This is a genomic window from Crossiella sp. NPDC003009, from assembly GCF_053591555.1.
In genome coordinates this window covers 100,785-119,811 of sequence record NZ_JBSFUA010000020.1, presented here as the reverse complement: position 1 = coordinate 119,811, position 19,027 = coordinate 100,785, and the positions used below count along the sequence as shown (strand labels likewise).

Below are 19,027 nucleotides of genomic sequence, written 5' to 3'. Positions count from 1 at the left end.
CCCCCTGTCCGCGCTCCCGGGCGGTACTGCACACTGTGGACGGTCGCCGGTCGGGTGGGAGAGGGCTGACGTGCTGTTCGGAATCCTGGCGGGAATCGCGGGCCTCGTCTTCCTGGTGCGGGTGATGCGCGAACCGCGCCGGGTGAGCAACGCGGTCTGGTTCGGCATCCTGCTGTTCTTCGGCGGCCTGTGGGCGTTGTGGGAGCTGGGCAAGTACGGCTACGGCGAGATCGTGGTGGTGCTCGGGCTGCTGGTGCTGCTGATCGGTCTGGTGCTGCCGTTCGCCATGGTCGCCAACGGAGTGATCATGCTACGCCGGGAGTCCTTCCGGCCGGCCAACCTGTTGTCCCTGCTGACCGGACTGGCCATGCTGGGACTGATCGGGTTCACCGTGGTGTTCGGGCTCCGGCTGGACCGGGCCGCGCAACTCGTGTTGATCGCGGTGATCCTGGTGACCGGCTACTTCGCCTTCCTGTTCGCCAGCCTGCTCGCCTACTCCATTGTGTACGGCCAGCTGAGCAGCAGGGCCAGGGCCGACGCCGTGGTGGTGCTGGGCAGCGGGCTGATCGGCGACCGGGTGCCGCCGCTGCTGGCCGCCCGGATCGACCGCGGCCTGGCGCTGTACCGCCGCGACCGCGCGGCCGGGGGTGAGCCGGTGCTGGTGGTCTCGGGCGGCCAGGGGCCGGGGGAGACCACCACCGAGGCGGCCGCCATGCGGGACTACCTGCTGGCCCGAGGGGTGCCGGCCGAGCACATCGTGCTGGAGGACCGGGCCCGCACCACCGAGGAGAACCTGACGTTCAGCGCCGCGCTGGTGACCAGGCCGGGGGCGCGGATCGTGGCGGTGACCAACAACTACCACGTCTTCCGCACCGCGGTGCTGTCCTACCAGCTGAAGCTGCGGATGCGGGTGGTCGGCTCGCGCACCGCGCTGTACTTCCTGCCCAGCGCGTTCATCCGCGAGTTCGTCGCGCTGCTCATGCAGTACCGGGTGACCACCGCGGTCGGCGTGCTCGCCGTGGTGTCGGTCCCGGCCCTGGGCGGGCTGCTCTTGCTCTAGAGAACCTGGCTGACCAGTTCGAGATAGTCCGCGCCGTCCAGGGTGCCCGGCAGCGGATCGCCGGTGTGGCGCAGCTCGAACAGCCAGCCGGACTCGTACGGGTCGCGCACCACCAGGCCGGGGTCGTCGAAGAGCAGCTCGTTGCGCTCGCTGACCAGGCCGGCGGCGGGTGCGAACAGGTCGCCGCACCAGGTCCGGGTGGCCAGGAAACCGCACGGGGCCAGCAGGCGCAGCGCGCCGCCCGGTGGCGGCAGGCCCACCTCGACCAGGCTGGTCAGGCCCCCGGTCAGCACATCGGTCAAGCCCACCCGCAGTGTGTCGCCCTGGAGCCGGACCCAGGTGTGGTCCCTGGTGAACCGGAGGGTCTGGTAGCCGACGAACATGAACCGTTTCTAGCGCTCCGCTGAGCCGCGGGTAAACCTACCGAGGTCGTTTTTACCCGAACGAACACGTCGTCTCCGTCCACTGTGGACAGACATTGGGCCAACCGGCCGCCGCCGTTCGCATGGCCGGTCGGTCACGCCTCCAGCGCATGACGGCGGCGGCGCAGGAACTCCCGTTCGGCGGAGTTGCCGGTCAGCTCGATCGCCCGCTCGTAGGCCGCGGCCGCCTCGGCGGTGCGGCCGAGGCGCCGGAGCAGGTCGGCGCGGATGGCGTGGCACAGGTGGTAGTTCGGCAGGTCCAGCCGGTCGAGTTCGGTCAGCGCGGCGGCCGGGCTGTCGACCTCGGCGACGGCGACCGCGCGGTTGAGTGCGACCACCGGGGTCGGGGTGAAGGTGAGCAGCTGGTCGTAGAGGGTGCGGATGGCATGCCAGTCCGTGGGCAGGGGATCGCCGTGCACCGCGTTGATCGCGGCCTGGAGCTGGTACGGGCCGGGCTGGTTGCGCCGGAGGCATGCCTCGACGATCGACTGCCCCTCCCGGAGCAGGCCGGCGTCCCAGCGGGTGCGGTCCTGCTCGGCCAGTGGCACCAGCTCGCCGTCCGGGCCGGTGCGGGCGGCCCGCCTGGACTCCACCAGCAGCATCAGCGCGAGCAGGCCCCAGGCCTCCGGCTCGTCCGGCATCAGCGCCACCAGCACCCTGGTCAGCCGGATCGCCTCCGCGCCCAGCTCCGGCCGGTCCAGGCGCTCGCCCGCGCTGGCGGTGTGCCCCTCGGTGAAGATCAGGTACAGCACGGCCAGCACCGAGCGCAGCCGGTCCGGCAGGTCGGCCTCGGCGGGCACCCGGTACGGGATCCGGGCGTCCCTGATCTTGCCCTTGGCCCGCACCAGGCGTTGCGCCATGGTGGCTTCCGGCACCAGGAACGCCCGCGCGATCTCCACAGTGGACAGTCCGCCGAGCAGGCGCAGGGTGAGCGCCACCCTGGCCGAGGGGGCCAGCGCGGGGTGGCAGCAGGTGAAGATCAGTCGCAGCCGCTCGTCCGGCACCGCGCCCACCTCCTCCGTCTCCGCGGGCGCGCGCAGCAGCGCCGACTGCGCCTCGCGGGTGTCCCGGCCGGACTCGCGCCGGTGCCGGTCGATCGCCCGGTTGCGGGCGGTGGTGATGATCCAGCCCGCTGGCGCGGGTGGCAGGCCCTCGCGCGGCCAGCGCTCCAGCGCGGTGGCGAAGGCGTCCTGGACCGCCTCCTCGGCGAGGTCGATGTCGCCGAGCAGGCGGACCAGCACCGCGACCGCGCGCCCGTACTCGGCGCGGAAGATCGCCGCGACGTCCATCAGTCGTACATGGGCCGCACCTCGATGGGCAGCCCGATCGCCTCGGCCAGCCGCCGTCCCCAGTGCAGGGCGGCGTCCAGGTCCTCGACCTGGACCACGGTGAACCCGCCGATGTGCTCCTTGCCCTCGGTGAACGGGCCGTCGGTCATCAGCACCTCGTCCCCGTTCGCCCTGATCACGGTGGCCGTGCTCGGCGGGCACAGCCCGGCGGCGAACACCCGCGCGCCCGAGGCGGTCAGGTCCGCGTTCACCGCGTCCAGCCGCTTCATGATCGGGTCGAGGAACTCCGGCGGCGGGGTGGGGCCGTCCGGCTGGTAGATGCTGAGCAGGTACTGGGCCATGGTTCTCTCCTCCTCGGTTCGCTCTCTACACGAACCCCGCGGCGCCGGATCGACACCACGGCGGGAGAAACTCCAAGATTTTTCTCAGCGGTCCCCGGCGGCGGTCTTGACCATGGCCACCATCAGCCGCACCGCGTCCAGGGTGACCAGGCCGCTGGTGCGCACCAGGGACTCCCAGGTCTGGAAGGACGCGGCGTGCCGGATCGCGCCGGAGACCACCTCGGCGCGGGCCGGGTCGGGCTGGAACGGCGCGCTGAGCTGGCGCACCACGCCGTCCACATAGGACTCGTGCGCGGCGCCGGGCGGCCCGGCCAAGGTCGGGTAATACTCATAGAGTGCGGCCAGCGCGATGGACAGGCGGCGGTCCGGGCGGGAGATCCGTTGCCAGTCCGCCGGATCCGGCAGGGGCGTCTCGTCCATGGCCGCCGACCCTACCCCTCGGATTTCTCCCGCTGCCAGGGGACTTCCAGGCCGTCGCGCACGGAGTCCAGCACGTGCCGGCGGAACTGCGCGGAGGCAGGCGGCAGCGCCCGCTCGGCCAGCCACATCAGGCCGATGTCCCTGGTCGCCGTGACGTCGGTGAGCCGCAGGTGCGGGGTGGCCGCCTCGCCGCCGGGCAGCGGCAGCACCGAGACGCCCAGTCCGGCCGCGACCAGGCCGCGCAGGGTCTCCACCTCCTCGCCCTCGAAGCCCGCCCTCGGGGTGAAACCGGCCTGGCGGCACAGCCGCTCGGTGGTGGCCCGCAGCGCGAAACCGGGGCGGAGCAGGATGAAGGTCTCCTCGGCGAGCTCGGCCAGCCGGACCCCGGCCCGCCCGGCCAGCCGGTGTCCCGGCGGCACGGCCAGCCACAGCGGCTCGGTGAGCAGCCGCTGCCAGCGCAGGTGCGGGTGACCGGGATCGTCGCTGGTGACCGCCAGGTCGGCGGTGCCGGCCAGCAGCTCCTCGGCCAGTCCGGCCTCGCCGTGCTGGGTCAGCTCGAAGGCGATGTCCGGGAACCCGGCGCGGAAACGGCTCAGCAGCGGCGGCACCAGCCAGGTGCCCAGGGTGTGCAGGAAGGTCAGCGGCACCGTGCCGCGGGCCGGGTCGGTCAGCTCGGCCACCGCGCGCAGGCCCTGGGCGTAGCGCTCCAGCGCCTCGGCCACGTGCGCCCGCAGCAGCCGCCCGGCCGGGGTGGGCCGCAGCGTCTTGCCGACCCGCTGGAACAGCGCGGCGCCAGCCTCCTGCTCCAGCCGGGCCAGCGCCCTGGACAGCGCGGGCTGGGTCAGGTGCGCCCGGCGCGCGGTCTCGGTGACGGTGGCCCCGTCGGCGACCTCCCGGAACCAGGCCAACGTCCGCAGATCCATGTGTCAAGAGTATCGATGGGCACAAGATCCGGCATTGGACGCATGGATCGATCAGGCGCAGGCTGGCAGTGCAGCCGGAGGAGGACAACATGACCAACGTGGCCGAGCAGCTCGTGCACATGCTGCGCGAGGCCGGGGTCCAGCGGATCTACGGCATCGTCGGGGACAGCCTCAACCCGATCGTGGACGCGGTGCGCCGCACCGAGGGCATCGAGTGGGTGCACGTGCGGCATGAGGAGACCGCCGCCTTCGCCGCCGCCGCGGAAGCCCAGCTGACCGGCCGGTTGGCGGTGTGCGCGGGCAGCAGCGGGCCCGGCAACCTGCACCTGATCAACGGCCTGTTCGACGCCCACCGCAGCGGCGCGCCGGTGCTGGCCATCGCCTCGCACATCCCGGCCGCCCAGATCGGCACCGGCTACTTCCAGGAGACCCACCCGGAGCAGCTGTTCACCGAGTGCAGCCACTACAGCGAGCTGGTCTCCCAGCCCGAGCAGCTGCCCCGGCTGCTGCGCATCGCCATGCAGACCGCGCTGGGCCGCGGCGGGGTGTCCGTGCTGACCATCCCCGGCGACCTGGCCGACCGCAAGGCCGTCGCGCCCACCCCGCCGGTGACCAGGGTCCGCCCCTCGCCGGTGGTCCCGGCCGAGGAGACGGTGGACGAGCTGGCCGACCTGCTCACCAGCGCCGAGCGGGTGATGCTCTTCGTCGGCGCCGGCGCCCGGGGCGCGCACGCGGAGGTCATGGCGCTGGCCGGGAAGCTGAACGCGCCGGTCGGGCACTCCTTCGGCGGCAAGGAGTGGATCCAGTTCGACAACCCCTACGACGTCGGCATGAGCGGCCTGCTCGGCTACGGCGCCTGCTTCGAGGCCATGCACTCCGCGGACCGGATCGTGTTGCTGGGCACCGACTTCCCCTACGACAACTTCCTGCCGCAGGCCCGCACCGTGCAGATCGACCACGACCTCACCCGGCTGGGCCGCCGCACCCCGCTGGAGCTGGCCGTGCACGGCAGCGTCAAGGAGACCCTGGCCGCCCTGCTGCCCAAGCTGGCCCAGCGCCGCGACCGGTCCTTTTTGGACAAGATGCTGCGCAAGCACGCCGACCGGCTGGAGAAGGTGGTCGACGCCTACACCAGGGACATCGCCGAGCGCACCCCGATCCACCCGGAGTACGCGGCCGCGGTGCTGGACGAGGTGGCCTCGGGGGACACCGTGTTCACCATCGACACCGGCATGAACAACGTGTGGGCCGCCCGCTACCTGACGCCCAACGGCAGGCGCCGCATGATCGGCTCCTTCCGGCACGGCAGCATGGCCAACGCGCTGCCCCAGGCCATCGGCGCCCAGCTGGCCTACCCGGACCGCCAGGTGGTCGCCCTCTCCGGCGACGGCGGCCTGTCCATGCTGCTGGGCGACCTGCTCACCCTTTCCAGCGCGCGCATCCCGGTGAAGGTGGTGGTGTTCAACAACGCCAGCCTGGGCATGGTGAAACTGGAGATGCTGGTGGACGGCCTGCCCGACCACGGCACCGACCACCCGCAGGTCGACTTCGCCGCGCTGGCCAAGGCCGCCGGGCTGCACGCGGTGCGCGCGGAGAAGCCCGGTGAGATCCGCGCCGCCTTCCAGGAGGCCTTCGACCACCCCGGCCCGGCCCTGGTCGAGCTGGTCACCGACGCCAACGCGCTGTCCCTGCCGCCCAAGATCACCGGCGAGATGGTCCGCGGTTTCGCGCTGGCCGCGGGCAAGACGGTGCTCAACGGCGGCGTGGGCAAGATGGTCGAGCTGGCCCGCAGCAACCTGCGCAACATCCCGCGTCCCTAGGCCGGGTGCCGGCCTTTGTCTGGAGTGGACGGTGAACGTCCCGTGATCCCGGGTTTCCGCCTGGTGAACCGCTCGCGTCCGGCCCCCGCCAGGTCGTATAGTGCGCGCGGCCGGCGAACGGGGTAGGCGCGCAAGGGGAGTCACGGCGTGGAGTGGGTTCGCACCGAGATCGACGGTGTGCCGGTGTTCTGGTCCGAACACGAGGGCGAGATCACCGCGGGCCTGGTCTTCCGGGTCGGCCACGCCGACGAGCGGCTGGCCCGGCGCGGCATCACGCACCTGGTGGAGCACCTCGCGCTGCACCAGGCCGGCAGCAGGCACGAGGAGTCCAACGGCACGGTCGACGCCACCCTGACCTCCTTCCTCACCCACGGCGGTCCGGACCACGTGGTCGCCTTCTTCACCGCGCTGTGCGCCGCGCTGCGCGAGCTGCCGGTGCACCGGATCGCCGCGGAGAACCAGCTCCTGCTTACCGAGGCCGATGGCCGCGGCCGGGACATCCAGGCCTCGCTGGCGATCTGGCGCTACGGCGCGGCCAGCTACGGGCTCAGCGGCTACGAGGAGTTCGGCGTCGGCGGGCACACCCCGGAGGAGGTGCTGGCCTGGGCGCGGCAGTGGTTCACCTCGGGCAACGCGGCGCTGTGGCTCATCGGCGGCCCACCGCCGCCGGGACTGCGGCTGGAACTGCCCCCGGGGCCGCGGATCCCGCCGCCGGAGCCGACCAGCGCGCTGCGCCGCACCCCCGCCTACTTCCCGGCCTCGATCAACGGGGTGGCCGCCAGCAGCGTGGTGGAACGCTCCACCGCGGCCACCGCCTACACGGATCTGTTGCAGCGCAGGCTGTTCGACACCCTGCGCACCGCGGAGGGGATCAGCTACAGCCAGACCGCGGCCTACGACCGGCGTGATGCCGACATGGCCGAGATCGTCGCCTTCGCCGACGGGCTGGCCTCCGTCCACTCGCGACTGGTGCGCGGGTTCACCGACGTGATCGACTGGCTGGCCGAGGTCCCGCCACGGGAGGGCGAGGTGGCCGAGCTGATCGAGCTGCGCCGGGCCCCGCTGCTGGACCCGAGGATCAGGGCCGGGCTGCCGGTGGGCGCCGCGCACGCCGAGCTCTTCGGCGCCGAGCCGCCCACCATCGCCTCGGTGCAGGCCGACCTGGCCGTCCTGTGCGCCGAGGACATCCAGGACGTGGGGATCTCGGTGCGGGACAACCTGTTGCTCATGGTCCCGGAGGGCCACCTGCCCGGCGAGCGCTACGTGGCCGCCCCGCACGGCTCCACCGGCACCGTGCAGGGCGAGGTCCTGCTGCACATCGACTCCGCCCAGCCCGGCGAGCAGAAACCGTTCGGCCCCGGCAACCAGGGCAGGCCCCGGCTCTGCGTCGGCGAGGAGGGCGTGAGCCTGATCAACGGGCTGGAGTTCGTCACCGTCCGCTTCGCCGAGTGCGCGGCGATGCTGGCCTGGCCCGACGGCGCCCGGCACCTGATCGGCCTGGACGGCCTGCACCTGCGGGTGGAGCCGAACCTGTGGAAGTACGGCGCGGCCCTGCCCGACCTGATCGACCGGGGCGTCCCGCCCGAGGTGGTGGTGCCCCGGCCGCCGCGCGAAGAGCACGAGATACCCCGACCGGCCAGGAGCAGCTCCTGGAGCAGGCTCCGCGCCCGCCTCAAGCGTCACTGAACCCCTTCTCGCTCCTGGAGAAACCCGTGCCCAGCACCGTCATCCGCATCCTGCGCGCGCTGCGCGACCTCGGCATCAGCACCGACGCCGGCCGCCCCGACCCGGAGTTCAAGGCCGCCGAGAACGACCTCTACCGCGGCGACCTGGACGCCGCCTGGACACTGCTCGCGGCCACCAGGGACCAGCACGAGCTCCGCGACATCCGGGTCGGCAAGATCAGCAAAATTTTAGTCCGCCACGTCGACGAGCTGGCCAAGATCGCCGCGGCCAACCCGGAGGACGCCGACCTCCAGCTGCTGCTGGGCGCCACCCGGATCAAGCACGCCTGGAAGGTGCGCACCGGAGCCACCGCCGACCAGGTCAGCCGCGAGCAGTTCGAGCAGTTCTGGTACATCCTGGGCGGGGCCTACGATCCGCTGATGCGAGCCGCCGAGCTGCGGCCCGCGGACCCGGTGCCCTGGGACGAGCTCCAGTGGCGCGGGCTGGGCCTGCAGATCGACCGCGGTGAGATGGACGAGGTGTGGCGGGAGCTGACCGACCGCGACCCGTACCACTACGGCGGGCACTACTCCCGCACCCAGGTGCTGTGCGCCAAGTGGCAGGGCAGTGACGCGGAGGTGCTGGAGTTCACCGCGGAGGTCGCCGAGCAGGCCCCGCCGGGAGTGCCGCTGGGCGCGCTGACCGTGGCCGCGCACCTGGAGGTCATGCTCAGCACCGAGGCCGAACCGCTGGCCTACTTCGGGCGGCCGGAGGTCGGCGCGCAGCTGGTCCGGGCCAGCGACGACTGGCTGGCCGGGCTGCGCCCGCACGACCGCAACATCGAGGCCCACCACCTGCTCGGCGCGGGGCTTTACCTTGCCGGGGAACGGGAACGGGCCCGCGACCACCTGTCCAGGGTCAGCGCGCGCAGCATCACCGACGGGCTGCCGTGGAGCTACCTCGGCTACCACTACGACAAGCTCGACTACCGCGCGATCCGCAAGTCGCTGGGCCTGAAGATGAAGGACGCGGGGTAGAGCCCGCTCTACCCCGGAAACGGGGGCGTGCCGTCGTGTGCGGCGGGCCCGGAGCCGTCAGGGTTGTCCCGGACGGCGGAGGGACCGCCGCCACGGGAGGAACTCCGATGAGACTGCGCAGGACCACGACCGCCGCCCTGACCGCCGGGATCCTGCTGGCCTGCACCGGTCCGGCCACCGCGCTCGCCGAACCGGCGCTGACCCGGGCGAACCAGGTGCAGCGAAGCCTGGACCGCCTGGTCCGCGAGGCCAAGTTCCCGGCCGCGCTGGCCGCGGTGAGCGTGGACGGCCGCCAGCGTTCCTACGCGGCCGGGGTCAGGGACCGGGCCACCGGCGCGCCCGCGGTCAAGGACAGCCAGGTGCGGATCGGCAGCAACACCAAGACCTTCGTCGCGGTCGCCGTGCTCCAGCTGGTCGCCGAGGGCAAGGTGGAGCTGGACGCGCCGATCGAGCGCTACCTGCCGAACCTGGTGCGCGGCAAGGGCATCGACGGCAACCACATCACCGTCCGGCAGCTGCTCCAGCACACCAGCGGCCTGCCCAACTACACCAAGCACATCGGCGTGACGCGCTTCCCGGAGTTCCGCGACCGCTACCGCGAGCCGCGGGAGCTGCTGGACATCGCGCTGAGCCACCCCGCCGACTTCGCGCCCGGCACGAGCTGGAGCTACAGCAACACCGGCTACCTGCTGGCCGGTCTGCTGATCCAGCGGGTGACCGGCCGCCCGGTCGCCGAAGTGGTCACCACCAAGGTGATCGACCGCGCCGGGCTGCGCGAGACCTACTGGCCGCGGGTCGGCGAGATGACCATTCGCGGGCCGCACCCCAAGGGCTACGGACTCACCGACTCGACCAAGCCGGACTCGCCGGTGCTGGACGTGACCGTGCAGGACACCGGCTGGGGCGGGGCCGCCGGTGAGCTGGTCGGCACGCCCAGCGACCTCAACCGGTTCTACGCCGCCCTGCTCGGCGGCAGGCTGCTGCCGCCCGCGCAGCTGGCCGAGATGCGCAAGACCGTGCCCGCCAAGGACTTCATCCCCGGGGTGAGCTACGGCCTCGGCATCATGCGCACCGAGCTGAGCTGCGGCCGGGTCGCCTGGAGCCACGGTGGCGACATCCCCGGCTACGAGACCCGCAACGGGTCCACTGAGGACGGTCGCGCGGTGTCCATCGCGGTGACCGCGCTGCCCGGCACCTTCGGCGACCCCGAGGGTTCGAGCAAGCGGGTGCTGGACGCGGTGGACACCGCGCTGTGCGCTAGCTGACCGCCAGTCCGATGGCCAGCCCGGTGATCAGGGCCGCCGAGGCCAGCGCGGTGGCCAGCCGGCCGCGCGGCCCGGTGAGCACCCGGCCCAGCAGGCTGCCGCCGGTGGCCAGCACCAGCTGCCAGCTCGCCGAGGCGAGGAAGGCGGCCAGCACGAACACCGCCGCGGCCTGCGCGGTGGTGTTCGCCTGCGTCCGGCCCAGCACCAGCGCGGAGAAGTAGACGACGGTGGTGGGGTTGAGCACGGTGATGCCCAGCAACAGCAGGAAAGCCCGTGCTGGGCTGGGTGGCGAGTCCCCGGCGGCCGGGTCCAGGCCGGCCCGGTAGCGGCGCACCGCGGTCCAGGCGGTGCGCAGCGCGAGCAGGACCAGGACGGCCACCGAGGCCCAGCGCAGGGGTTGCGCGATCGGCCGTAGCAGTTCGGTGAGGGCGGCGCCGCCGAGCACCGCGAGCAGGGCGTAGAGGCCGTCCGCCGCCGCGACCCCGAGCGCGGCGGCGCCGGTGCGCGGGGTGGTGCGGGCGGAGAGGGCGACGAGGTAGGTCGCGACCGCGCCGACCGGCATGGCGATGCCGTAGCCGGCGAGCAGTCCGGCGACCAGCGCCTCGGTCATGACCGGACGGGGATCGGCCTCCGGTCGGAGCTGGGCTGCTGCTGCCGGGCGACCGGTCGGTCGGCGGGGCGGGTCAGCGGCATCGAGGTTGCGGTCATGGCAGGAGGGTGCGCCGCGCCGGGTGGCGGCGGCAACCGCTTTTCACTTCGCCAGCTTGACGCATGCCCATATGGGTATACGATGGGGCCATGGCACGAGCGGCAACCACCTCGGACGCGTTCAACGCGATCGCCGAGCCCCGGCGGCGGGAGATCCTCGATCTGCTGGCCGGCCGGGAGCGGGCGGTGCAGGAGCTGGTCGCCGAGCTCGGGCTGGCGCAGCCGCTGGTGTCCAAGCACCTGCGGGTGCTGCGCGAGGTCGGCCTGGTCGAGGTGCGCGAGCAGGGGCGGCAGCGGCTGTACCGGATGAACGGCCAGCCGCTCAAGCCCGTGCACGACTGGGTCCGGCGCTACGAACAGCTGTGGAGCGAGCGCTTCGAGCTGCTGGACGCCGTGCTGGCGGAGATGGAGGAGGACGAGGATGGCCACGACGGCTGAGAACCGGGCGGAGCTGAGCCTGCCCTGCGACACCCAGCTGCTGATCACGCGCGAGTTCGACGCGCCGAGACACCTGGTGTACCGGGCCTGGACCACGCCGGAGCTGATCAAGCGCTGGTGGGGCGGGCAGCGCGGCGAAGTGGTCTCCGCCGAGGTCGACCTGCGGGTGGGCGGTACCTGGCGCTACGTGATGGTGGCCAACGGCGGGTTCGAGGTGGCCTTCCACGGCGAGTACCGGGAGATCGTGCCCGAGGAGCGGGTGGTGTGCACCGAGGTCTACGAGCAGCCCGGTGTGCCCGAGCCCGAGCAGCCGGTGGTGTGCACCTACACCTTCACCGCGCAGGGCGACCGCACCCACCTGCGGGTGCTGGTGGACCACCCGGACCAGGCGCTGCGGGATGAGATCCTGGCCTCCGGCATGGAGCTGGGCATGCAGGAGTCGCTGGCCGCGCTGGAGTCGGTGGCTCAGTCCTTAGCTTGAGAAGTGGGGCGCAGCAACAGGTTCAGCAGGAAGGCGACCACCGTGCCGGTGGCCACGCTGCTGGTCAGGAACAGCTGCGCCGAGGGCGGGAACTGGGTGTAGAAGGCGGGCTGCACGGTCGGCAGCAGGCCGATGCCCAGCGAGACCGCCACGATCACCAGGTTGCGGCTGTCCTGGAGGTCCACAGTGGACAGGATGCGGATGCCGACCATGGCCACGGTGGCCACCATGACCAGTGCCGCGCCGCCCAGCACCGGCTGCGGCACCACGGCCACGATCCGGCCCATGAACGGGAAGAAGCTGAGCACCAGCGCGATCGCGCCGGCCACCGCGGTGACGTAGCGGCTGCGCACCTTGGTCACGCTGACCATGCCGATGTTCTGCGCGTAGGTCACGTACATGAAGGACTGGAACACGCTGGCCAGCATGGTGATCAGCCCGTCGGCGCGCAGGCTGGCCGCCACGTCGGAGGGGCCGACCGGCTTGCCCACCGCGGTGCCGATCGCCTGCACCTGTCCCGCGCACTCCACCATGATCACGATCTGGATGATGATCAGCGACAGGGTGGCGGCCAGGTCGAAGCTGGGCAGGCCGAAGTGGAACGGCTCCGGGAAACCGAGCACCGGTCCCTGGACCACCGCACCCAGGTTCACCTGCCCCAGTGCGATCGCCACCACGGTCCCGGCGAGCAGGCCGACCAGGAACGCCAGCTGCCGCAACCGTGGCAGGAACCGGTGCACCGCGACGATGACCAGCACCACCAGCAGCGCCAGCCCAATCGCGCCGGGACTGCCGAACCCGGGCGCGGCCGGACTGTGCCCGGCCACCATCCCGGCGGCCACCGGCACCAGCTGGATGCCGATCAGCGTGATCGCGGTGCCCATCACCACCGGAGGGAAGAACCGCAGCAGCCGGGCGAACAACGGCGCCGCCAGCACCATGAACACCCCGGAGACCAGCAGCGACCCGTACATGGTGCGGATGTCGTGGCCCTGGGCGATCACCAGCATCGGCGCCACACTGGTGAACGCGGCGCCCAGCACCATGGGCATCCGCACGCCGACCTTCCACACCCCCAGCGACTGCAACAGCGTGCCCAGCCCGCACAACAGCAGGTCAGTGGCCACCAGGTACACCAGATCCGCCGTGGACAGCCCCAGCCCGGCCGCCAGCACCACCGGCGCCGCCACCGCCCCCGCGTACAACACCAGCACGTGCTGCAACCCCAGCACCGCCAGCCGGCCGGCGCCGAGCCGCTCATCCACCGGATGGGTGTTTGTCATGCCCTACCCATATCGCCAACGCCCACCCCACCCACACCCGGGGTCCCCAAACCGCGTCGCCTTCGCCGGCGACACCCGGGCCAAGCGGACCGTCGAGCCGGGCGACGGCGACTGGCGGCTGGTGCGCCGCGGTTCACCCAGGAGCTGACACTCGTGTCACCCGCGGGCGTGGCGTGCCGTTCGGTCCGATGTGGACGATCGTGCCGCCGCCCTACTGTGACTCACCGTAGTCACCATCGGGAGGGGCGTTCATGGAGCAGCTGGGCACCGGCACGTTGTTGCGGCTGGCGGCGCAGATTCCGGCCGAGCGGGCGATGGTCCGGCTCTTCGACGGGCTGGGGGATCTGGTGATGCGGCTGGAGCAGCCCCGGTGGCAGCTCGACCCGTATCCGCTCTACGAACGCATCCGCGCGCGGGGACCGCTCTACCGGGGGCCGAGCGGGATGTGGGCGGCCACTTCCTTCGACCTCTGCGACCAGGTGTTGCGGGACCGGCGGTTCGGGATGCGTTCCGCCGACGGCCATTCCACCCTGCGGGGCGCGCAGCGGCTGGTCAGCGGGGACTTCGCGTGGAGCTTCGTGGGTATGGACCCGCCGGACCACACCCGGCTGCGCAGGCTGGCCGCCCCGGCCTTCACCCCGCGGCGGGTGCGCGGCTACACCGGGCGGATCGAGCGGGTGGTCGGCGAGCTGCTGGACCGGATGGCCGGGCGGGAGCGCTTCGACCTGGTCAACGAGGTGGCCCAGCCGCTGTCCATCGCGGTGATCAGCGATCTGATGGGGGTGCCGGAGTCCGAACGGGCCGACTTCGCCGCCTATAGCGACATGATCAACCAAGGTGTGACCGGCGCGCCGAGCATCCGGCAGGCCAAGGACCTGCGGGTGGCCACCAACCACCTGCTCGACCTGTTCGACCGGCTGCTGCGCGAGCGCGGGCGCGAACCCCAGGACGACATCCTCAGTGCGATGGCGGCCGCGGCGGAGGACTCGGAGCTGACCGCGCGGGACCTGCACGAGGTGGCGGTGCTGCTGCTGGCCGCCGGGTTCGACACCACCGCCAACCTGGTCGGCAACGGGGTGCACGCGATGCTGGCCAACCCCGGGCAGTGGACCCAGCTGCGCGAGCGGCCGGAGCTGGCCAGGGCGGCGGTGGAGGAGACGCTGCGGTTCGAGCCGTCGGTGCAGTTCACCGTGCGAGTGGCGCACACCGGCGTGGAACTGGGCGGGCAGCGGATCCAGGCGGGACAGGGCGTCATGCTGCTGCTGGCCGCGGGCAACCGAGACCCGGCCGTGTTCGCCGAACCGGGGCGGTTCGACCTCACCCGCACCGGCGGGCCCGAGCACCTGGCCTTCGGCAGCGGCATCCACTACTGCATCGGCGCGGGACTGGCCCGCCTCGAAGGCGAGATCCTGTTCCGTGAGCTGGCCAGGCGGATGCCGCTGCTGCGCCCGTCCGGGCAGGCGCGCTGGCGACCGATCCGCGAACTGCGCGGCCTGACCGCCTTCCCGGTGACCGCGACCGTGCCGGGTCAGCGCGGCGGGTCGCCCTGGTGAGCAGGCGAGCCCGCTAGCCGTGCGGAGCCGGGCCGCTGCCGTGCGGAGCCAAGCCGCTGCCATGCGGGTCCGGATCGGCTGCCATGCGGGTCCGGGCCGTTGGTCGAGCGCGCTCGCTAGTCCAGCAAGCCCGGTCCGCCGCCCGGGGTCGGTGGCAGGCCGTCCATGAGCGCGTCCCGGTCCCTGGCCGCGGCCTGCTCCAGCCACTGGCCGAGCAGCGCCGGCCAGTCCGCGGTCAGCGCTTCCTGCCTGCTCATCGTGTGCCGCCGCGCCAGCTCCGGCTCCCGGTCCGCGATCAGCGACACCACCAGGTCCCTGGACCCGGCGACGAAGGTCAGCTCGATCTCGCGCAGCCGCTCGTAGTACTTCTCCGGCGGCAGGAAGAACATCCGCTGGATGAAGTCCAGCTCCTGCACCGCCCCCGGCAACCGGCCTGCCACCACCTGGGTGTCGCGGAAGCTCAGGCCCAGCTCGCCCACCGCGTCCAGCACCCGGTCCTGCGCGTCCAGCGGCTGCACCAGCAGCGGCACCGGATCGGCCTGGGCGGGCGCGCCGGTGGTGTGCGCCTCGGCGCGCAGTTCGACCAGCACGCCCGGCAGCACCGCGGGGCCGACCGCGGTGACCGGGGTCTCCGCGGGCAGGGACAGCACGAACGGCAGGGTCAGCTGCCCGAAGGCGGGCAGGTGGACCGCCTGGCCCAGCGCCATCCGGTGGAACTCGCCGGTGACCACCTGGCCCGGCATCGCGACCTGGGTGGTGAGCACCAGCGCGACCTGGGTGAGCTGGACGTCGGCGCGGCCGCCGCGCAGGTGCACCGCGCCGCCGAGCACCTGGCCGGGCTCGACGTGCTGGGTCTGCGGCACGGTGGTCACGGCCGGGCCGCCGCCCCGGCCGAAGGCGCCGAGCATCTTGTTGAACACGGCGGAAAACTAACAGCCGTCCCCGACAGTCAGCCCCAGATCGCGGAAACCCACTCCGGGTGGTCGATGAACGGGTTGCGGTTGCGCTGGTAGGTCTCGTAGATCACCTGGTTGCGCCGCCGCTCGAAGGCATCCGGCGGGTCCTGGGCGTGCCAGTTCCGCAGCACCGACAACCGGCCCTGGTACGGCTTGCTGCCGTTGTTCACGCTGTCGTTGAGCTCCAGGTCGGCGAAGCCGTCGCCGCCCTGGTAGCGGACCGCCATGTAGAACAGCATCCGCGCCACATCGCCCTTGACCGCGTCCCTGGGCTCCCAGGAGTCGGCGTCGGTGAGGTTGCCCGGCGCCTCGGCGGCGGGGGAGCCGCCCTGGTCGAAGTCCTTGTTGCCGCGGTCGGCGTTGACCGAGACGTCCTCGGGACGCAGGTGGTGCAGGTCGGTGCCGGGACCGGTGGCGGTGCCGAAGTCCCCGTGCGACTTGGCCCAGACGTGCTCACGGTTCCAGTTGTCCGCCCCGCCGCCGTTGCCGCTCTTGCTCTGCGAGCGCCCGGAGTACAGCAGGACCACGTTGGCGGCGTTGGCCGGGTCCTCGTCGGTGGCCTTGAGCGCGTCCCACACCTGGTCGTAGCCGAGCTTCTGCTGGGTCTTGATGATCGTGTGCAGGGCGGTCTTGAGCGCGGGGCCGGTGTGGCCGGTCGCGGTCTTGTAGTAGTCGTCGGCACCGCCGCCACCGCTGGTGCTGGTCGGCTGCGCGCCCGCGAAGGCGAACCCGGTCGGCGAGGTCAGTCCGGGGTGGGCGAAGTAGGCGCCCAGCGGACCGGTCACCTCGATCTGCCTGCCCAGCAGGCCGGGGTTGCGCTTCAGGCCCCACGCGGCCCGGAACGCGGAGGTGAGCTGCACGTAGAGCATCTGGCCGGTGCCGGTCTGGCTCGCGCTGTCGGCCAGGGCCAGTGCGTGGTCGCTGGGGAAGTTCGCCCGCACCACGGTGTTGCTCGCGGTGGGCTGGCCGACCACGTAGCCGCGCACGGTGACGACCGTGCCCTGCTGCGTGCCGATGGCCTGGGCCACGCTGATCGGGACCGCGCCGGTGGCGGCGGGCGGGTGCGCGATGAGTCCGGCGGCCACCGCGACGGTGGCGGCCAGCAGGGCAAGCGGATGCCAGGGTCGCACGATCGTGTCCTCTCCCCAGGAGCGGCGCCGCAGGGTGACGCCGCCACCTGCTGAGAATCACACGGCGGGAACACGTTCGGGTGAACTATGTACGAAGGGTCGGTATCGGCATTCGGACATCGCCCGACAAACCGCCCAAGGGTCGGCCCGGTGGCGCGGACCTGCGGCTTTGCTGGCAAGGTCACGGCGCGCACACCGGTGCGCGGACGTGGAGGAGACGAGCGGATGAGCGGCGCCGAGCGGGTCACGGTCCCGGCCCGGATGGACAGCCCGGTGCGGCCACGGCACCCCCGCGGCAAGGTCAGCGGCTGGCTGCTGGCCAACCGGGTCGCGCCGGTGGGCCCGGAGTCCGACGCCGCGCACGCCAAGCCACAGTCCTGGTGGAAGGTCATGTGCCTGACCGGCGTGGACTACTTCTCCACACTGTCCTACCTGCCCGGCATCGCGGTGCTCTCCGCGGGCTGGCTGTCCCCGCTGGCCACACTGGTGATCGTCGCGCTCACCCTGCTCGGCATGCTGCCGATGTACCGGCGGGTGGCCAAGGAGAGCCCGCACGGACAGGGCTCGGTGGCCATGCTGGAGAACCTGCTGCCGTTCTGGCGCGGCAAGATCTTCGTGCTGGTGCTGCTCGGTTTTGTGGTGACCTCCTGGATCGTCACCATCACGCTGTCCTCGGCCGATGCCACCGTGCACGTGCTGGAGAACCCCTACCTCAGCGAGGCCCTGCACGGCCTGGCGGTGCCGATCACCATCGGACTGCTGCTGATCCTCGGCTTCGTCTTCCTGCTCGGCTTCAGCGAGGCCGTCGGCGTGGCCATCCCGCTGGTCGGGGTGTTCCTGCTGCTCAACGCGATCGTCTGCGCAGCAGGCCTGTACGACGTGTTCACCCATCCCGAGGTGCTGGACCGCTGGTTCGACGCGCTGACCTCCGGCGCCGGCGGCTTCGGCGGGATCATCGGCCCGGCGCTGATCGCCTTCCCCTCGCTGGTGCTGGGGCTGTCCGGGTTCGAGACCGGGGTCAGCATGATGCCGCTGGTGGCCGCGGACGGCAAGGACGAGCGGGCGCGGCTGGCCGACCGGATCCGCAACACCCGCAAGCTGCTCACCGCCGCCGCGCTGATCATGTCGGTGTACCTGGTGGCCACCAGCCTGATCACCACCGTGCTCATCCCGCACGAGGCGTTCAAGCCCGGCGGCCCGGCCAACGGCCGCGCCATGGCCTACCTGGCGCACCAGGAGCTGGGGGAGCTCTTCGGCACCGCCTACGACATCAGCAGCATCCTGATCCTGTGGTTCGCCGGGGCCTCGGCGATGGCCGGCCTGATCAACATCGTGCCGCGCTACCTGCCCGCCTACGGCATGGCGCCGGAGTGGGGCCGCGCGGTGCGGCCGGTGGTGCTGGTCTACACCGCGATCAGCATCGTGATCACCATCGCGTTCAACGCCGATGTCAACAAGCAGGCGGGCGCTTACGCCACCGGGATCCTGGCCATGATGGTCTCCGGCGCGGTCGCGGTGGCCATCTCGGCCTGGCGGCGCAGGCAGCGGCGGGCCGCGGCCGGGTTCACCGTGCTCACCCTGGTGCTGCTCTACGCCTTGGCGGAGAACGTGATCGACAAGCCGGACGGCATCGCCATCTCCGGCCTGTTCATCGCCGGGATCATCGTGGTCTCGCTGGTCTCCCGGGTGTCGCGGACCACCGAGCTGCGGGTGGAGCACATCGAGTTCGACGAGCGGGCCAGGGAGTTCGTCGCCGACTCGGTCGCCCACGACGGGCAGCTCAACATCATCGCCAACCGGCGCCAGGGCGGCGACGACGCCGAGTACTCGGCCAAGGAGCTCGAACAGCGCGGCCTCAACCCGCTGCCCGGCGCCGCCGACGTGGTCTTCCTGGAGATCGACGTGGTGGACCCCTCGGACTTCAGCGACGTGCTGCGGGTGCGCGGGGTGGACATCGACGGCCACCGGGTGCTGCGGGTGGACAGCCCGGCCGCGCCGAACGCGATCGCCGCGATCCTGCTCGCGCTGCGCGATGCCACCGGCGTGCGGCCGCACTGCCACTTCGAGTGGAGCGAGGGCAGCCCGCTGCTCCACCTGTTCCGCTACCTGATCCTGGGGCGCGGCGACACCCCGCCGGTGGTGCGCGAGATCCTGCGCACCGCTGAGGAGGACGCCGGGCGGCGGCCGGTCATCCACGTCGGCGGCTGAGCGCGGCTCAGCAGGGGGATGAGCCCGG

Annotated in this window: 18 protein-coding genes and 1 pseudogene; 9 read left to right on the top strand and 10 right to left on the bottom strand. The window is 72.2% G+C overall.

Annotated features, from left to right (window positions below):
* The first annotated feature begins 70 nt into the window (after positions 1–70).
* Positions 71–1,060, top strand: coding sequence for a YdcF family protein (locus ACWDY5_RS22075; RefSeq protein ID WP_449724045.1), 990 nt, complete (start codon positions 71–73; stop codon positions 1,058–1,060).
* Here ACWDY5_RS22075 and ACWDY5_RS22070 read toward each other — a convergent pair.
* The 5 genes from ACWDY5_RS22070 to ACWDY5_RS22050 all read right to left on the bottom strand — a co-directional run bounded on the left by ACWDY5_RS22070 (position 1,057) and on the right by ACWDY5_RS22050 (position 4,455).
* Entirely contained in the window at positions 1,057–1,443 is a 387-nt protein-coding gene (locus ACWDY5_RS22070) for a glycine cleavage system protein H (RefSeq protein ID WP_449724044.1), read from the bottom strand. The genes ACWDY5_RS22075 and ACWDY5_RS22070 overlap by 4 nt on opposite strands.
* Positions 1,444–1,577: 134 nt before the next feature.
* Positions 1,578–2,771, bottom strand: a complete 1,194-nt coding sequence (locus tag ACWDY5_RS22065; RefSeq protein ID WP_449724043.1) for an RNA polymerase sigma factor — start codon at positions 2,769–2,771, stop codon at positions 1,578–1,580.
* Positions 2,771–3,112 carry a YciI family protein gene (locus ACWDY5_RS22060; protein WP_449724042.1) on the bottom strand — a complete coding sequence of 114 codons (342 nt, stop codon included), beginning with the start codon at positions 3,110–3,112 and terminating at the stop codon, positions 2,771–2,773. The genes ACWDY5_RS22065 and ACWDY5_RS22060 overlap by 1 nt, the downstream gene beginning before the upstream one ends.
* A gap of 84 nt (positions 3,113–3,196) precedes the next feature.
* Positions 3,197–3,532 (bottom strand): hypothetical protein, encoded by a 336-nt coding sequence (locus ACWDY5_RS22055; RefSeq protein WP_449724041.1) that lies wholly within the window; start codon positions 3,530–3,532, stop codon positions 3,197–3,199.
* 11 nt (positions 3,533–3,543) lie between these two features.
* Positions 3,544–4,455, bottom strand: coding sequence for a LysR family transcriptional regulator (locus tag ACWDY5_RS22050; RefSeq protein ID WP_449724040.1), 912 nt, complete (start codon positions 4,453–4,455; stop codon positions 3,544–3,546).
* A gap of 89 nt (positions 4,456–4,544) precedes the next feature.
* Here ACWDY5_RS22050 and ACWDY5_RS22045 point away from each other — a divergent pair, with 89 nt between their 5' ends.
* The 4 genes from ACWDY5_RS22045 (at position 4,545) to ACWDY5_RS22030 (ending at position 10,242) form a co-directional block, all read left to right on the top strand.
* On the top strand, positions 4,545–6,275 hold the full coding sequence (locus tag ACWDY5_RS22045; RefSeq protein WP_449724039.1) for a pyruvate dehydrogenase: 1,731 nt from the start codon (positions 4,545–4,547) through the stop codon (positions 6,273–6,275).
* A gap of 147 nt (positions 6,276–6,422) precedes the next feature.
* Positions 6,423–7,961 (top strand): hypothetical protein, encoded by a 1,539-nt coding sequence (locus ACWDY5_RS22040; RefSeq protein WP_449724038.1) that lies wholly within the window; start codon positions 6,423–6,425, stop codon positions 7,959–7,961.
* 26 nt (positions 7,962–7,987) lie between these two features.
* Complete coding sequence (locus ACWDY5_RS22035) at positions 7,988–8,977, top strand: hypothetical protein (RefSeq protein ID WP_449724037.1); 990 nt, start codon at positions 7,988–7,990, stop codon at positions 8,975–8,977.
* 107 nt (positions 8,978–9,084) lie between these two features.
* Entirely contained in the window at positions 9,085–10,242 is a 1,158-nt protein-coding gene (locus ACWDY5_RS22030) for a serine hydrolase domain-containing protein (RefSeq protein WP_449724036.1), read from the top strand.
* Here the strand turns inward: ACWDY5_RS22030 and ACWDY5_RS22025 are convergent.
* Positions 10,235–10,852, bottom strand: a complete 618-nt coding sequence (locus ACWDY5_RS22025) for a LysE family transporter (RefSeq protein ID WP_449724035.1) — start codon at positions 10,850–10,852, stop codon at positions 10,235–10,237. The two genes, ACWDY5_RS22030 and ACWDY5_RS22025, sit on opposite strands and share 8 nt — an antisense overlap.
* Before the next feature lie 188 nt (positions 10,853–11,040).
* Between ACWDY5_RS22025 and ACWDY5_RS22020 the strand changes: the two genes are divergently transcribed.
* Both ACWDY5_RS22020 and ACWDY5_RS22015 read left to right on the top strand, forming a co-directional pair.
* A complete protein-coding gene (locus ACWDY5_RS22020; RefSeq protein ID WP_449724034.1) occupies positions 11,041–11,388 on the top strand; it encodes an ArsR/SmtB family transcription factor in 348 nt (115 codons plus the stop codon).
* Complete coding sequence (locus ACWDY5_RS22015) at positions 11,372–11,869, top strand: SRPBCC family protein (protein ID WP_449724033.1); 498 nt, start codon at positions 11,372–11,374, stop codon at positions 11,867–11,869. Before ACWDY5_RS22020 ends, ACWDY5_RS22015 begins: the two co-directional genes overlap by 17 nt.
* On the opposite strand, the gene ACWDY5_RS22010 is transcribed toward ACWDY5_RS22015, so the two are convergent.
* A complete protein-coding gene (locus tag ACWDY5_RS22010) occupies positions 11,854–13,152 on the bottom strand; it encodes a nucleobase:cation symporter-2 family protein (RefSeq protein WP_449724032.1) in 1,299 nt (432 codons plus the stop codon). The genes ACWDY5_RS22015 and ACWDY5_RS22010 overlap by 16 nt on opposite strands.
* Positions 13,153–13,403: 251 nt before the next feature.
* Here ACWDY5_RS22010 and ACWDY5_RS22005 point away from each other — a divergent pair, with 251 nt between their 5' ends.
* The gene (locus ACWDY5_RS22005) at positions 13,404–14,705 is read left to right on the top strand and encodes a cytochrome P450 (protein ID WP_449724031.1); all 1,302 of its coding nucleotides are present in this window, start codon (positions 13,404–13,406) and stop codon (positions 14,703–14,705) included.
* Positions 14,706–14,821: 116 nt separating this feature from the next.
* On the opposite strand, the gene ACWDY5_RS22000 is transcribed toward ACWDY5_RS22005, so the two are convergent.
* From ACWDY5_RS22000 to ACWDY5_RS21990, 3 genes and pseudogenes are all read right to left on the bottom strand, one after another.
* The gene (locus ACWDY5_RS22000) at positions 14,822–15,625 is read right to left on the bottom strand and encodes a sporulation protein (RefSeq protein ID WP_449724030.1); all 804 of its coding nucleotides are present in this window, start codon (positions 15,623–15,625) and stop codon (positions 14,822–14,824) included.
* Positions 15,626–15,654: 29 nt separating this feature from the next.
* Entirely contained in the window at positions 15,655–16,434 is a 780-nt protein-coding gene (locus ACWDY5_RS21995; RefSeq protein ID WP_449724068.1) for an endonuclease I family protein, read from the bottom strand.
* A 6-nt stretch (positions 16,435–16,440) separates the two neighbouring features.
* Positions 16,441–16,635: pseudogene (locus ACWDY5_RS21990) on the bottom strand (DUF6359 domain-containing protein); the annotation flags it as partial.
* 381 nt (positions 16,636–17,016) lie between these two features.
* On the opposite strand from ACWDY5_RS21990, the gene ACWDY5_RS21985 reads away from it, so the two are divergent.
* The gene (locus ACWDY5_RS21985; RefSeq protein WP_449724029.1) at positions 17,017–18,999 is read left to right on the top strand and encodes an amino acid transporter; all 1,983 of its coding nucleotides are present in this window, start codon (positions 17,017–17,019) and stop codon (positions 18,997–18,999) included.
* Positions 19,000–19,027 lie beyond the last annotated feature (28 nt).